General features: G+C 40.8%; 18 protein-coding genes and 1 riboswitch. Of the genes, 15 read left to right on the forward strand and 3 right to left on the reverse strand.

Annotated features, from left to right (window positions below; all coding sequences use genetic code 11):
* Positions 1 to 10: 10 nt before the first annotated feature.
* Genes IE339_RS05080 through IE339_RS05105 form a run of 6 tightly spaced genes read left to right on the forward strand, consistent with a single transcriptional unit; the run spans position 11 to position 5,847 of the window.
* Positions 11 to 1,618, forward strand: a complete 1,608-nt coding sequence (locus IE339_RS05080) for a spore germination protein (protein WP_242174152.1) — start codon at positions 11 to 13, stop codon at positions 1,616 to 1,618.
* Positions 1,619 to 1,635: 17 nt separating this feature from the next.
* The gene (locus tag IE339_RS05085; protein ID WP_242174154.1) at positions 1,636 to 2,853 is read left to right on the forward strand and encodes a Ger(x)C family spore germination protein; all 1,218 of its coding nucleotides are present in this window, start codon (positions 1,636 to 1,638) and stop codon (positions 2,851 to 2,853) included.
* Positions 2,854 to 2,861: 8 nt separating this feature from the next.
* Complete coding sequence (locus IE339_RS05090) at positions 2,862 to 3,104, forward strand: hypothetical protein (protein ID WP_242174156.1); 243 nt, start codon at positions 2,862 to 2,864, stop codon at positions 3,102 to 3,104.
* 6 nt (positions 3,105 to 3,110) lie between these two features.
* Positions 3,111 to 4,211: a GerAB/ArcD/ProY family transporter gene (locus IE339_RS05095; RefSeq protein ID WP_242174158.1), complete on the forward strand. Its 1,101-nt coding sequence runs from the start codon at positions 3,111 to 3,113 to the stop codon at positions 4,209 to 4,211.
* A gap of 12 nt (positions 4,212 to 4,223) precedes the next feature.
* Entirely contained in the window at positions 4,224 to 5,342 is a 1,119-nt protein-coding gene (locus tag IE339_RS05100) for a GerAB/ArcD/ProY family transporter (RefSeq protein ID WP_242174160.1), read from the forward strand.
* 55 nt (positions 5,343 to 5,397) lie between these two features.
* Positions 5,398 to 5,847, forward strand: a complete 450-nt coding sequence (locus IE339_RS05105; protein WP_315905991.1) for a DMT family transporter — start codon at positions 5,398 to 5,400, stop codon at positions 5,845 to 5,847.
* 12 nt (positions 5,848 to 5,859) lie between these two features.
* On the opposite strand, the gene IE339_RS05110 is transcribed toward IE339_RS05105, so the two are convergent.
* On the reverse strand, positions 5,860 to 7,215 hold the full coding sequence (locus tag IE339_RS05110) for a DUF2254 domain-containing protein (RefSeq protein ID WP_242174162.1): 1,356 nt from the start codon (positions 7,213 to 7,215) through the stop codon (positions 5,860 to 5,862).
* Between the two features lie 141 nt (positions 7,216 to 7,356).
* Positions 7,357 to 7,400, forward strand: a riboswitch (PreQ1 riboswitch).
* 161 nt (positions 7,401 to 7,561) lie between these two features.
* Between IE339_RS05110 and queC the strand changes: the two genes are divergently transcribed.
* The 5 genes from queC (at position 7,562) to IE339_RS05135 (ending at position 10,743) form a co-directional block, all read left to right on the forward strand.
* Positions 7,562 to 8,227 carry a 7-cyano-7-deazaguanine synthase QueC gene (queC, locus tag IE339_RS05115; protein WP_242174164.1) on the forward strand — a complete coding sequence of 222 codons (666 nt, stop codon included), beginning with the start codon at positions 7,562 to 7,564 and terminating at the stop codon, positions 8,225 to 8,227.
* Complete coding sequence (gene queD / locus IE339_RS05120) at positions 8,224 to 8,667, forward strand: 6-carboxytetrahydropterin synthase QueD (protein ID WP_242174166.1); 444 nt, start codon at positions 8,224 to 8,226, stop codon at positions 8,665 to 8,667. The genes queC and queD overlap by 4 nt, the downstream gene beginning before the upstream one ends.
* Positions 8,660 to 9,388 (forward strand): 7-carboxy-7-deazaguanine synthase QueE, encoded by a 729-nt coding sequence (gene queE / locus IE339_RS05125; protein ID WP_242174167.1) that lies wholly within the window; start codon positions 8,660 to 8,662, stop codon positions 9,386 to 9,388. Before queD ends, queE begins: the two co-directional genes overlap by 8 nt.
* A gap of 98 nt (positions 9,389 to 9,486) precedes the next feature.
* The gene (queF, locus tag IE339_RS05130; protein ID WP_053399674.1) at positions 9,487 to 9,984 is read left to right on the forward strand and encodes a preQ(1) synthase; all 498 of its coding nucleotides are present in this window, start codon (positions 9,487 to 9,489) and stop codon (positions 9,982 to 9,984) included.
* A gap of 60 nt (positions 9,985 to 10,044) precedes the next feature.
* Positions 10,045 to 10,743 (forward strand): NAD(P)H-binding protein, encoded by a 699-nt coding sequence (locus IE339_RS05135; protein ID WP_242174169.1) that lies wholly within the window; start codon positions 10,045 to 10,047, stop codon positions 10,741 to 10,743.
* Between the two features lie 40 nt (positions 10,744 to 10,783).
* On the opposite strand, the gene IE339_RS05140 is transcribed toward IE339_RS05135, so the two are convergent.
* Positions 10,784 to 10,999 (reverse strand): hypothetical protein, encoded by a 216-nt coding sequence (locus IE339_RS05140; RefSeq protein ID WP_242174170.1) that lies wholly within the window; start codon positions 10,997 to 10,999, stop codon positions 10,784 to 10,786.
* A 447-nt stretch (positions 11,000 to 11,446) separates the two neighbouring features.
* On the opposite strand from IE339_RS05140, the gene IE339_RS05145 reads away from it, so the two are divergent.
* Positions 11,447 to 11,965 carry an NAD(P)H-dependent oxidoreductase gene (locus IE339_RS05145; protein WP_242176121.1) on the forward strand — a complete coding sequence of 173 codons (519 nt, stop codon included), beginning with the start codon at positions 11,447 to 11,449 and terminating at the stop codon, positions 11,963 to 11,965.
* Between the two features lie 30 nt (positions 11,966 to 11,995).
* Here IE339_RS05145 and IE339_RS05150 read toward each other — a convergent pair whose 3' ends face one another.
* Positions 11,996 to 12,181 (reverse strand): YkvS family protein, encoded by a 186-nt coding sequence (locus IE339_RS05150; protein WP_242174172.1) that lies wholly within the window; start codon positions 12,179 to 12,181, stop codon positions 11,996 to 11,998.
* A 316-nt stretch (positions 12,182 to 12,497) separates the two neighbouring features.
* On the opposite strand from IE339_RS05150, the gene IE339_RS05155 reads away from it, so the two are divergent.
* The 3 genes from IE339_RS05155 (at position 12,498) to IE339_RS05165 (ending at position 14,480) form a co-directional block, all read left to right on the forward strand.
* Entirely contained in the window at positions 12,498 to 13,349 is an 852-nt protein-coding gene (locus IE339_RS05155) for a patatin-like phospholipase family protein (protein WP_242174174.1), read from the forward strand.
* Positions 13,350 to 13,457: 108 nt separating this feature from the next.
* Positions 13,458 to 14,282, forward strand: a complete 825-nt coding sequence (locus IE339_RS05160; protein WP_242174176.1) for an EcsC family protein — start codon at positions 13,458 to 13,460, stop codon at positions 14,280 to 14,282.
* Positions 14,283 to 14,285: 3 nt separating this feature from the next.
* Positions 14,286 to 14,480, forward strand: coding sequence for a hypothetical protein (locus IE339_RS05165; protein ID WP_242174178.1), 195 nt, complete (start codon positions 14,286 to 14,288; stop codon positions 14,478 to 14,480).
* Positions 14,481 to 14,582: the final 102 nt, after the last annotated feature.

The following is a 14,582-nucleotide window of genomic DNA, read 5'->3' on the forward strand; positions in this document are numbered from 1 at the left end:
GGGGGGATGTATGGTGCGAATTAAAAAGCTAGGTGAGCTAAAAAGCGAACGCGAACGAAAACGACTGCAGGCAAAACTAGAAAAAGTCGAGGAAGTGATCGCTCCTCCGGTTTCTGAGGAGGGCAAAACGATTGAGAACGATGTTGATGCGAATTTTCAGCGATTGAAAAAGCTGCTAGGAGAGAGCAATGATTTGATTACGCGCCGTATTACCATTCCTGCTCATCCGGACGTTGTGATTGGCCTAGCGTATATGGACGGATTAGTTAACTGTGAAGTCATTGAGCGCTTTATTATGAATGCAATGGCACATCATTTGGAAGAAGATCTTAATAAAACAGCGAGTGATCCTTATCGTACAATTGTAGAATACAGTTTGGCAGTTGGAGAGATTAGCGAGGAAACCCAATTCGATAAAGCGCTTCTTCATATTTTGTCGGGCGATACGGTGGTGTTTGTTCAGGGGTGTAAAACGTGTATCACCACGAATACGAGAGGCTGGCAGCAGCGAAGCATTACCGATCCTCAATCTCAAACCGTCGTAAGAGGTCCACGTGATAGCTTTACAGAAACGCTTCGTACGAACACTGCTTTGGTTAGAAGGCGAATCAAATCCTCGAATCTTTGGTGTGAGGTGCAGCAGGTAGGAGAAGTGACGAAGACCGATGTAGCACTCATGTATATTAAAGGGATTGTAGATGAAAAAATTATTGAAGAGGTAAAGGAAAGAATTGATAAGATCGACATCGACGGTATTTTAGAGAGTGGGTATATTGAGGAGTTAATTCAAGATGAAGATTACACGCCTTTTCCGACGATCTTTAACACCGAGCGTCCTGATGTGGTAGCCGCTTGCTTATTAGAAGGACGCGTCGCGATTATTGTGGACGGCACACCGTTCGTATTACTTGTTCCGTCTCTTTTTATTCAATACTTTCAATCTGCAGAAGATTACTATCAGCGTGCTGATATTGCAACGCTCATACGCCTCATACGCTACATCTCTTTTTTCTTAGCACTGCTAACGCCATCTGCCTATATTGCCCTTACTACGATGCATCAAGAAATGCTTCCGTTCCCCCTTCTAGTCAGCATTGCAGCGCAGCGGGAAGGTGTACCTTTTCCAGCTCTTGTGGAAGCTTTTATTATGGAAATTACGTTTGAGATTTTGCGTGAAGCGGGTATTCGAATGCCGCGAAATGTGAGCTCGGCTATTTCAATTGTAGGGGCGCTTGTACTAGGAGAAGCCGCTGTACAAGCGGGGCTTGTTTCCCCCGCTATGATTATCGTAGTCGCGATTACCGCGATCAGTAATTTTGTCTCTCCGGCTTATGACATGGCGATTGCTGTTCGGATGCTGCGCTTTATCCTTATGATGCTATCAGCTGCATTTGGTTTTTTTGGGATTATCATCGGTCTTATTTTTATGATTTTACATTTATGTAGCATTCGTTCTTTCGGTATTAACTACATGGCGCCAATGGCTCCTTTTGATCGAAAAGGACAAAAAGATTCACTCATTAGACGATCACTCAAAAAAATGACCACACGACCATCTCTTGCAAGTGAGGAGAACATCGTGCGTCAGCATCAGCCTTCAGAGAACACGAACAAATAGCAACAGAGGTGTACACCATGAAAAAAGGACTCCTTTTAAGTCTAAGCATTATACTCAGCAGTTTTCTTTCAGGGTGTTGGAGCAGCCGTGAATTGAACGAAATTGCCGTTGCGGTAGCGGTCGGAATTGATCGTAGTGGAGAGGATATTCGATTTTCCGTTCAGTTGATCAACCCAGGTGATATTCAAGCAAAGACCCCTACGAATTCCCCTCCTGTAACCACACATTCTATCAAAGCGGCATCTGTGATGGAGGGACTGCGAAAGCTTACAATTGAAGCACCTAGGCGCGTCTATTTATCCCATCTTCGAATGCTCGTCATTAGTGAGGAAATTGCAAAAGAGGGGATGGCTGAAATTCTTGATTTTTTTGCCCGTGATCATGAACTTCGAACCGATTATTATGTAGCGGTAGCGAAAAATACGTCCGCTGAAACGGTATTAGAAGAGTTAACCACCATTGAAAAAATCCCAGCTAATCATATGCATGCATCGCTAGACGTGTCTCAAACCGTATGGGCACCGACAAGAGGTGTAAAAATGAATGAGCTTATTTCTCATATTGCAAGTGATGGAAGTAATCCAGTTTTAACGGGTATTTACGTTAAAGGTAAGCCGAAGGCCGGAAATTCGATGGACAGCATTAATAAAATTGCAGCCACAACGCTTCTGAATTTTAAAGGTCTGGGAGCATTTAAGGGAGATCGTCTCGTAGGGTGGTTTGATGAGGGCGAAAGTAAAGGCTATAACTACATTACGGGGAATGTCAAAAGCACGGTGATCGTCGTTCCTTGTTCAGAATCAAAAAAAACGAACAAAAATAATCTCGTGGGCGTAGAAGTGCTGCGAACGAAAACGAATATAAAAAGCACGGTGAAAAATGGTCGTCCAATTATTAACGTAGAGGTAGAAGCGGAAGGAAATATTGCAGATATTGCTTGTAAATTAGATGTGCAAAACCATAAGGTAAATCACTGGCTGGAGAAAAAAGCGGGGGATGATGCCAAAGGTAAAATGGACAAGGCAATTCAGCAAGCAAAAGAGTATCGCAGCGATGTGTTTGGGTTTGGCGAATATGTTCATCGCAGTAATCCAAAGGAGTGGCAAAAACTTCGTCAACATTGGAACGACACATTTGCAGATCACACAGAAATTCATACGACGGTGCATTTGAAGATTCGACGTTTTGGAACGATACGAGACTCAATCATGAAAGATATACACTCTAAGGAGTAGGTGATGAGATGTTAAAGGCGATTTTGCTCTTTGCAGTAACAGGCTATGTAGGTTATCGCATCACGAAGAAGCTGCTTCAAAGCAATCATCGAAAAGAAGCCTACTTCCTTTTGCTGTTTATTTTAGGAGGAGATCTGCTATGGGTATGCATTGTGTTAGAGGTTGAATTACGTTCACCGCTTCCTTGGCTTACGATGATTATTCAGCCAATTGAGCATTGGTTTTTCTTATTAATACCGAAAAAAGGGTGAACTCACATGAAGGAGAAAAAATTTATTGCTAGCAATCAGTTTACAGCGCTTGTTTTTATTTTTTCTATTGGTAGCACAGTGGTTATTACGCCACCATTTCTGATTTTATTTGCAAAGCAAAGCCTGTGGATTGCTGGAGTAGGAGCGATTATCGTGGGGGGAGGATTTGCATGGCTATTCGGTAAAATCGTCGAGAAAAATCCAGAAATGACGCTAATTGAGATGCTAAAAGCAACCTTTGGCCCTTACATCGGAGGATTTATTGGCTTTGTCTATTTACTCTATATGTTTTTGCTAGCAACATTCTTATTAAATAATATTAGCAATTTCATGGCGATTCAAATTATGCCAGAAACACCGATTAATTGGACACAGGGACTCATGATCCTAGCCGTTATGTATGCCCTATTTCTGGGAATTGAAGTAGTGGCACGAACAGCTGAAATCTTTTTACCTTGGATTGTCATCCCATTTATCCTGCTTATTTTGCTCAATATACCTCAGATGAAGCTGCAACAGATGCTTCCTCTGTATGATTACAATCTTGATGGTGTGATTCAGTCAGCAGCCTATTTTGTCGTTAATCCTTACTTAGAGCTTATCTTCTTGCTTATGATTACGCCTCATTTGAAAAGGGTGAAAGAAGTTAAAAAGGGCTTACTAATTGGTTCTGCACTAGCAGGAGCATCGATTACCATTTTAAGCGTCGCGTGTATTTTAGCGTTAGGTATTGATGTTGCCTCTATTAACCTATATCCAACGTATTTACTCGGAAAATTGATTTCATTTGGTTCATTTATTCAACACATTGAAGTGCTAGTGGCTATTATTTGGATGTTATCCATTTTCTTTAAAATCTCTATCATCTTCTACGGGTTGCAAAAGGGGCTTGCACAATTGTTTCAGCTGCGTAACGAGCGTTTTCTCATTGTCCCATTAGGATTATTAATAAGCGGTGCTGCTTATTATATGGTGCCAGATTATGCGTATTTTGCCGAGTTTTTAGTGCAAGAGTGGAGCATTTATATGGTGATTTTAGGCGCTATTTTTCCTATGTTGCTTTTCGTTTTTTTGCGTATTCAACAAAAAGTGCACGAAATGATTTAGGGAGGAAAGAATGTGCGCACACCGATCATGTATATTAGTTCACTGCAGTTATTTTCAATGATGATGTTATTTGAGTTTGGAAGTGCGACGGTCATTGGTCTTGGGACAGAAGCGAGGCAAAGCTCCTGGGTTGTTGTCCTTCTTGGTATGCTTCTGTACTTGCCGGTGTTTTACGTCATCTGTTCTCTATACAAAAAGGAAACAACATCATTTCCACAGCTCCTTTCATCTGTTTTAGGAAAACATTTAGGGCTTGTTATTACATTTTTATATGGGCTTTACTTCTTTTATATTGGTGCACGCGTCTTGCGAGATTTTAATGAGCTTTTGTTGCTCACCTCGTTGCAAGGAACGCCTGCATTTTTCGTCTCACTTATGATGATGAGCGCTGTTTGCTACGCCTGCATCTTAAAAATTGAGGTGATTGCAAGGGCCTCTTCACTACTGTTTTTTGTCTTTCTCATTTTTCTAGCGGTGGGATTTGGGTTGATTTTTTTCAGTCAGATTCTTGATCCTAGACACTTATTACCTCTTCTTGAGCCAAACGGGATCAACACCATTTGGCACGCGACTTTTCCAACCGTTGTCACGTTTCCATTTGGTGAAATGATTGTGCTTTTTTGTTACGCGCATTATTTAAAGAAGCCTAGCCGAGTCAAAAAGACGGGGATCGTCGCTTTAATCGTAAGTGCCGTTATTTTAAGCTCGATTGAGATGATTAATATGTCAGCACTGGGCCCTTATATCGCACGAATTGCTTCTATTCCATTACTCGTGACTTTTCAGCTCGTCAACATCGGCGATATTATTCAAAGAATGGACGTCATTGTCATTGCAATTTTAATGATCGGCGGATTCGTCAAAATTACGTTGTTCATGTACGCAGCGGTTCTATGTTTTAAGGAGATTTACCGTGTAGAAGAAGAAACGAAGCTAATTATTCCACTAGGCATTGCCACGATTGCACTCGGTCACTTTATGGCGAACACCTATATCCGTCATTTGCAAATAGGGCTTGAGATCATTCCAATGTACGTACATATCCCAGCACAAATTATCATCCCGCTTCTGTTAGTAATCGTGTATAAAAGCAAACAAATGCTTCTCCGGAGGAAACAACTTTCGCTATAATAAAAAGGATCTAATTAGATATGAGATGAAAAGAATATGAAATGGAGGGGCTAAAGTGGTTCGACTACTCATTATGCTATTAGCGGTCGCAGGAGGAATTGCTCAAAGCACGCAGGCGTCTATTAACGGAGCGCTGGGGAAAAAAATTGGTTCGTTTGAAGGCGCGTTTTTTTCCTTTTTCATCGGCATGATTTCATTATTACTTATTACGTTTTTCTTTGGAAAAGGCAATGTATTAAACGTGTTTCAAGTTCCTAAGTGGCAGCTCCTCGGTGGGTTACTGGGGGCGGCTTTTGTAGCGATTCAAGTATTTGCCGTACCAAAAGTGGGAGCCGGGGCTACAATCATTTCCATTATTGCGGGACAAATTATTATGAGTTTAATCGCAGATCAATTCGGCTTATTTGGAAATCCCAAAATTGCGCTTCATGGAACGAGACTAGTCGGCGTACTTCTGTTAATCGTCGCGCTGTTTCTTATTTTCAAAGGCGGGGCAAAGGCATAAAAAAACGATGCGTCATTGTGACGCATCGCTTTTTTTGGTAAGCAGTTTGAACTCTCCGGTATGATCACACGCCTTCGCTAATTGTAAAAGCAAATCATTCAAATAGTGTAGGTCAAGGGATAAAAGTACATCATACTCGACGCCTTCAACAATAAATTCTGCGAACTCCCACACCGCTTCTTTTACTTCCTTTTCATTGCTTTCTGCAATAAGTGTGAGCGTTTTGATTATCGCACGAATAACGGAAATGTCTTCACGACCATAATGACGAATTTGATAAAAGCTTAAATACAAATAATCGCGAAAAATCGGTTGCTGTGTAATTAAGCGTAAATGACCATCCGTGTCGTATCGGTAAGGTTTTGGTAAATATCGTTTCCCTAGACTTGTTAAAATGTTGCCGATTTGCTCAATGGCATTGATCGCTGTATTTGGATCATTAATAGCAGGTGAAATCGCGCGCAGGGCAATTTCAGAAAGCTTTCTCAAACCAAATTCCATGTCGCGATAAGGTGCTCTTTGTGGCCCAATGGATACATAACGAGAAAGCTCTTCTTGTAATTTTTCTTCTGAGCTGCTTGCCCCCCATAGTTGAAAAAGAGGAGAGTGCTCGTCTACGTAATCAGGCTGTCGTTTTGTTAGACGGATGAGCCAGTTTCGCTCGGAAGCGAGCTGCAAAAGTCCTTGTTCATCGAGAAAGTCAATATAGCCTGATTTAGCAGCCGGAATATCTAATCTTGTTCCTTTCATCACCTCTTTTAGTTCTTCTTCTGATAATGACAGGCGATCATGTATGGTATCTTTTTGCTCAAAGTTTTTATGTACGGCTTGTACCGTTCCGACAGCAATATTGGAAATCAAGTTTCCGACTTGAATCCATTCGGACGTATGATGAACGAAAAATACAAAGACTGCTAAACAAATGATGGTCATGATAATGGCGAAGGTTGGTGTGATAAATGACGTCTTTTCCTTCGTTTCACGTAGCATCACGAGTAAAATAACCGAATAAATAAATCCACCTACAAAGCTTCCTAGAACGCGCTGTGTGCTATGGTCGGTAATAAAATTTTGTACGGTGCGCGGTGAAAAATTGGACAAAAAGGTTGTTAAGACGACCAAAATGGATGAAAACGTAATGGTCGTAATTGTTAATAGAGATGAAGAAATGGCGCTTAATACGCTTTGAGCGACGTCAGCATCTGATAAAATAATATCTGGAACGAGTTTCTTCATTGTGTCATTGCTCGTCATGAAATAATCAAGACGAACGGTTAAGAGTGCCAAAATAAAGGCACAGATTCCGTAAACGGTAGGGATGTACCAAAAGTTCTCCCTAATAGAACGCAGGCGATCCATGAAACGCATGGTGTGGTCCTCCTTCTTGTCATTTCAAACGTTATAACCGATTCATACATAAACAAAACCTCTATCTTTCATATAGTTTTTCCAATTTGAATGTGTTATAGTAGTCAAGGATAATTGAAGAAGAAATTCCGCGCGCGTAGTGCGGGAGAGGTTCGCGAACTCCCTCTATAAAAAACTATAGAAAGCTATTTGCGAGCAGTGTATTCGCTCGGACGAGTAGTTTTTTTGTTGCGCTCTTTCTGTTCGAATAACTGAAGGGCGTTTTTTAGTAGAAACAGGGATTTGTTCATGGCTTTTCTTTCTTCTTTTATGAGAACCATTCATGAAAGAAAAGGAGACGATGAAAATGAAACAAGAAAAAGCAGTGGTTGTATTTAGTGGTGGTCAAGATAGCACAACATGTTTATTTTGGGCGCTCCAGAATTTTAAAGAGGTCGAAACCGTTACGTTTCAATATGGACAACGCCACAGCCAAGAAATTGACGTAGCAAAATCGATTGCGGCTGAGCTTGGGATTGAAAATACGGTATTAGATATGTCGTTATTAAACCAACTTGCTCCGAACGCGTTAACGCGCGGAGATATTGAGATTGAGCAAAAAGAAGGAGAGCTTCCATCAACGTTTGTGGATGGTCGTAATCATTTGTTTTTATCGTTTGCAGCTGTCATGGCCAAGCAAAAGGGAGCACGCCATTTAGTAACAGGCGTGTGTGAAACAGATTTCTCCGGATACCCAGATTGCCGAGACGTATTTGTAAAATCATTAAACGTTACGCTGAACTTAGCAATGGATTATCAGTTTGTCATTCATACGCCGCTTATGTGGATCAACAAAGCAGAAACATGGGGGTTAGCGGATGAATTAGGAGCACTTGATTTTGTCCGTGAAAAAACGCTCACTTGCTACAACGGAGTGATTGCAGACGGTTGTGGCGAATGCCCGGCTTGTCTTCTTCGTAAGCGTGGATTGAATGAATACCTCGAACAAAAGAACGGGGGAGAACTGAAATGATTCAGCAAATTTATCCACAAGTTCAGCATTCCTATAGCTATGAATTAAATAAAGATATGCATTTTGCTGCGGCACACTTTGTTCCTCATGAGGCTGCCGGAAAGTGTCAAAACATTCACGGTCATACGTACTTTGTGAATGTGACCATCGGCGGCGACGAGCTAGATGAATCGGGTTTTCTCGTTAATTTTCAAGTGCTTAAAAAGCTAGTGTCAGGTCAATTTGATCACACGTTATTAAATGATCACGACCAGCTTTTTAATGAGCAAAGTGCCAATGATTTTCCAACAACAGAGGTTATTGCGCGTAAAATTTATGAACTGATTCAAGCACATCTCGATACGTTACCTAATAAGCCGAGCTGCTTACAGGTATTCGTTCGTGAGACTCCGACAAGCTATGTGGTATACCGTCCAAAGCAGGTGAAAAAGCATGGCTAACATACCTGTATTAGAAATTTTTGGACCGACTATTCAAGGTGAGGGAATGGTTGTCGGACGTAAGACGATGTTCGTGCGTACAGCAGGCTGTGACTATTCATGTGCATGGTGCGACTCCGCTTTTACATGGGATGGATCAGCTAAAGACGATATCCGTCAGCTAAGCGCGCATGAGATCTGGAATGAGCTAACACAAATAGGTGGAAAGAAATTTGATCATGTTACCATTTCAGGAGGCAACCCGGCGCTCATTCGTGCCATCGGTGAATTGGTTGAGCTGCTTCACGAAAACGGCGTGAAAGTAGCGCTTGAAACACAAGGAAGCAGATGGCAGGACTGGTTTGAGCAGATTGATGATCTCACGATTTCACCGAAGCCACCGAGTTCTGGAATGAAAACCAACTTTACGGTACTTGATGAGATCTTAAATCGATTAAGCGATAAAGATCGTCATACGGCTCCTAGTTTAAAAGTAGTCGTTTTCAATGATGAAGACTTCAGCTATGCAAGAGAAGTCCACGACCGCTATCCGAAGGTACCATTCTTTGTCCAGGTTGGAAATGAAGATGTTCATACGTCTAATGACGGGGAGCTAATCTCTACGCTATTGAGAAAATATGAGGATTTAATTGATCGTGTTGTAGAAGATGAGATGATGAATGACGTACGCGTATTGCCGCAGCTTCATGCGCTCGTTTGGGGAAATAAACGCGGCGTGTAAACCCTTACGAAAAAAAAGGAAAGAAATTAACAAAAATCATATATACAAATTAAAAAAACGCTGTTAGAATGACTAACGGGGAAAGAGAGGATGCCATTATGACTGGTAGAAAAGATGAAGAATTAGAAGGAGTAACTTTGTTAGGAAATCAAGGGACAAAGTACTTATTTGAATACGCACCAGACGTATTAGAAGCATTCGATAACAAACATCCTAATCGAGATTATTTTGTGAAATTTAACTGCCCGGAATTTACGAGTCTTTGCCCGAAAACAGGTCAGCCAGATTTTGCAACCATTTATATTAGTTACATCCCAGATATTAAAATGGTGGAAAGTAAATCACTGAAATTGTATTTGTTCAGCTTCCGTAACCATGGTGACTTCCATGAGGACTGCATGAATATTATTATGAATGATTTAATTGAATTAATGGACCCGCGCTATATTGAAGTATGGGGGAAATTCACGCCAAGAGGTGGAATTTCCATTGATCCTTACGTCAACTATGGACGCCCAGGAACAAAATATGAAACAATGGCGGAGCACCGCTTAATGAATCATGATATGTATCCTGAAACGATTGATAATCGCTAAGGTGTTCTAAAAGGAGCTCTCTTAGTAGAAAGAATATACAAGGTTAAGAAGGTGAAAAGCATGTCACAAAGATCGGCGGTTTTACTAGGCGCAACCGGTCTTGTCGGTCAAGAACTACTAGAACTATTGCTAACGAGTACTCAATACGAGAAGGTAACGGTTCTAGTTCGAAAACATCTCTCCATTCAGCATCCTAAATTAAAGCAGTTAGTCATTGATTTTAATCAACTTGAAGAACATGTGGAAGAATTCAAAGTAGACGATGTGTATTGCTGTTTAGGAACAACGATGAAAAAAGCCAAAACAAGAGCAAACTTTTTAAAAGTAGATTATGATTATCCGCTTAAGGCTGCTAAATGTGCAGAAAAGAAGAAAGTGAAAAATTTCTTGACGATCACAGCCATTGGTGCTGATCTTTGTTCTCCTTTCTTTTATAGTAAAGTAAAGGGGCAAGCGGAAGTGGATATGGCGCCGCTTTATATCCCTTCTACTCACTTTTTTAGACCGTCATTGTTATTAGGAAAGCGACAGGAATTTCGAGCGATGGAAAAGCTAAGTGGCTATATGCTTCAATCGCTGTCGTTTTTATTAATTGGAAAATGGCGGAAGTATCGCCCGATTTTGGCAGCGAATGTTGCCAAAGCAATGTATGAGGCAGCAACACAGGATAAACCAGGTGTGCATATTCATGAGAGTCATGATATTCACACGGGCGAGTGCTACTACTCATTTACAAACGGAAAACGAGTCATTTCTTAATAGCGAAACCCCTCTTGCTCCTTGTAGCAAGAGGGGTTTTTTAGTGAGCGTCATCATTTCCGTCACCGTCAGCGTCATTCGACCAGCTGTGAAACGAATGACCTTGTTCATATGGTTCGTTTTCTTCTTCATCTGCATAGCTCTTCGGTGCAGATGAAGTTTCTTTTTTCCCTGACTTTATGGTTGATAGTAAAGTAATGAGGATAAACGCAGCGATCAGGCCGACGAAGATGATGGAAATTAGAGTTACACTCATAAGCATTCCCTCTTTCTTAAGTAGTCGCTTGTATTTTACATACATAATAAAAACAAGAATTAGAACGCAGTCTTATTTTCTCATTACTTTCAAAGGGGTTCAATAAAAAATAGGTTTTGAATGAAGCAACAAACTTGCCTTTATGCAATAGTATAAAGAAAAAGGGGATTATGACGGTGAAATCAACGCGTGTAACGAAAAAAGTTCAAGGATGTACGCTATTAATGCATAAATTAGGGATTATCAGCAGTGATCAGAAGGACCAGCTTTTAACGAAGAGACGACAAGCATAAAGAGGGGAGAGGTGTGACGGTATCGTTCATTACGCAACTTATAGTCTCGTTTGGAAAAGGAGCGCCAAGCGAGGCTATTCTGTTTGTACGTCCACATATGGTATGCTACTATTTTAAACAGACAAGCATCATGGTACCGAAAGGAAGAGAGCAAATGAAAACATTAGTGTTAGTAGCACATCCAAATCTGAACGAATCGAACGTAAACCGTGCATGGGTAGAGCGCTTATCAAAAGAGGAAGGCGTGTATGTTCATGACTTGTATCAAGAGTACCCTGATTTTAAAATTAATGTAGAAAAGGAACAAGCGCTTGCAGAGCAGTATGACCGCATCGTGTTTCAATTTCCGTTCTATTGGTATAGTACACCAGCGATTTTAAAAGAGTGGCAAGACGTTGTATTAACGTACGGTTGGGCATATGGAAGCGAAGGAACAAAGCTTCAAGGAAAAGAATTTATGGCTGCGGTATCAACAGGAAGTCCGGCAGAAGCATACGGAGAGAACGGACGTAACCACTATCCGATGACAGAGTTGCTTCGTCCCCTTCAAGCGATGACAAACTTAACAGGCATGACGTTTGTTGAACCGTTTCTGCTACAAGGTGTAAACGCGCTCGATCCTAACGATCTTGCTGTTAGCGCAGAGGAATATGTGAAAAGAATCAAAGCTTAAAAACCAGGGTGGCCTTTGCCACCCTGGTTTTTAAGCTTCGTTTGGTACAATTTTATAATTTTTATGATTTACGACTGTACGTTGCTCTAAGTCTAAGTCACGATAATTATCCATGCAAGTTAAATCGACGATGACCGAGTTTTCGTTCACCTTTTCCACGATTCCCTTTAACCCGTTTTTAAATTCAATTAAGTTTCCTACTTGAGCAATTTCCATAGTCTTCTCTCCTTTATATTTACGTCATCTTACATTCACCCTATGTGTGTTTTCTTTATAATATTTATAAAACTAGCAAAACAATTAGGATCAACTATCTATATTTTCAGATTAATCAAACAAGATAACGCTTTCTATTGTAAATAGTGTGCCTTAAAATTACAATCTAGTAAAGACATTTCTTTAAAAAATTTCAAATTAATGTAAGTTAGAGGTTTTTTTGAGAAAGCCCTGCCTAAATCATCGACAAATAATCACAGATTCGCTATTATTTTTTACATACTAAATTTTTGTAAAAACAATAGAAGGTGTAACTATGTTAAGTGAAACAGGCTTGGTATTAGAAGGTGGCGGTATGAGAGGTGTGTATACAGCGGGTGTGCTCGAATACTTCATGGAACAAGATTTATTTTTTCCATACGTTGTGGGCGTTTCGGCTGGAGCTTGTCACGCTACGTCCTATTTGTCGCGTCAACGAGGGCGAAATCGTCAAGTTAACATTGATTTTGTAAACGATCCTCGTTATTTATCGTGGCGAAATTATTTGAAAACGCGCGAAATGTTTGGGATGAACTTTATCTTTAACGAAATTCCTACAAGCATTGTCCCATTTGATTTTACGGCATTCCATAACCGTGAGGAGCGCTTCGTTGTGGGAACGACAGATTGTGTGACAGGGAAACCAGCTTACTTTGAGAACGTTACAGATGAGAACGTCCTAATGCTTGTCAGAGCATCAAGCTCGTTGCCATTTGTAGCCCCAATTGTTAACTTTGATGACAAGCAGCTATTAGACGGAGGAATTAGCGATCCTATTCCGGTGAGAAAAGCGCAGCTGGATGGGTTTGAGAAAAATGTTATTATTCTCACGCGCAATAAAGGGTATCGAAAGAAAAAATCAAGCATGATGTGGATGGCAAAACGTCCTTATCGGCAATATCAAGGGCTACTTCAAGCAATGGAAAACCGTTATCAATTGTATAATGAAACGATGGACTACATTGAGGAGCTCGAGCGTCAAGGGAAACTATTCGTTATTCGCCCTACACAACCACTCTCAGTAGGACGAATGGAGCGGAATCCGGTGAAGCTTCAAACGCTGTATGAGCAAGGGTACGAAGAAGCGACCACTCAGTATGAATCTTTAATAGAATGGTTAAAAAACTAACCGTGAGCTTTGTCTGCATGTCAGGCAAAGCTTTTTTAAAAGAAGGAAACTTTTTTTGCCTCTCATACGTATCACATATAAGTGAAAATAGGAAGTGGAGGAACTAGCGTGGAAACGAAGCAACAGCTTGAGGAACAGTTAGCCGTTATTGAAAAGTGGGAGAAGGATCAAAAAGGACTATGGTTCTGGGAGCGAATTGGACGTCTTCCTTTTAAGCTTCTTGATAAAGTAACTCCAGCTTTTTTGCAGAAAAAAATAGGGGATCTATTAGATGAAGTGGGAAACTTTGTACAATCTGGTGGGCAATATCTCGTTCAGGAAAAAGCGACACTAAGCAAGTTTAATGGAAAGAGTGAAAATGTGATCGAAACGATTGATGATGTGCGCAACCTGCCAATTCGCACGATGAACGAGGTTGGAGAAGAACTGAGAACAAACCGTTCGCGCATTGCAGGCATCCAAGGAGCAACAACCGGATTCGGTGGAATTTTTACGTTAGCCGTTGATATTCCAGTGCTATTAGGAATCTCGTTAAAGACCCTTCAAGAAATTGCGATCTCATATGGCTATAATCCAAACGAGAAGGAAGAACGCATCTTTATCATTAAATGCCTTCAGTTTGCTTCTTCAGATTATGTAGGAAAACAAGCCATTTTAGACGAGCTAACGGTGTACGGTGAGCCTTTAAACAATCGGCAAATGATTTCACAGCTTCAAGGGTGGCGTGAAGTCATCTATACGTACCGGGATCAGTTCGGCTGGAAAAAGCTTTTTCAAATGATTCCGATTGCAGGGATGATTTTCGGTTCCCTCACGAATAAAGCGATGATGCAGGATGTAGCAGAAGCTGGTATAATGCTATATCAGAAGAGACGAATTTTAGAGCGTCTACATGACGGGCAAGTTTCTGTATTTGATGATAGCGAGGTGTAAAAGATGGATGAGCAACAGGTAACAAAGATGTTAGATCAGCTTCGGGACGGAGAAGTAGAAGAAATTCATATTAAAAAAGACGATTTTTTACTATTTCGCCCTTTTCTCGTGACGAGACCTGATTTTAAACGCTTTCGAGGAATTGCACAGCGCGGTGGAGATGTCGTGTATCACTATTTAGATGTACCTCGGAGCTAATGAAAATGTGCGGATAAAGTGAGAATAGTCATTATTAGGTCAGAGAATGAGAAAATCGGCAAAATAAGTGTCAAACACTCATAAACATGATAAAGTGAAGAG

Origin of the sequence: Priestia koreensis, assembly GCF_022646885.1 — a bacterium.
GTDB lineage: Bacteria > Bacillota > Bacilli > Bacillales > Bacillaceae_H > Bacillus_AG > Bacillus_AG koreensis_A.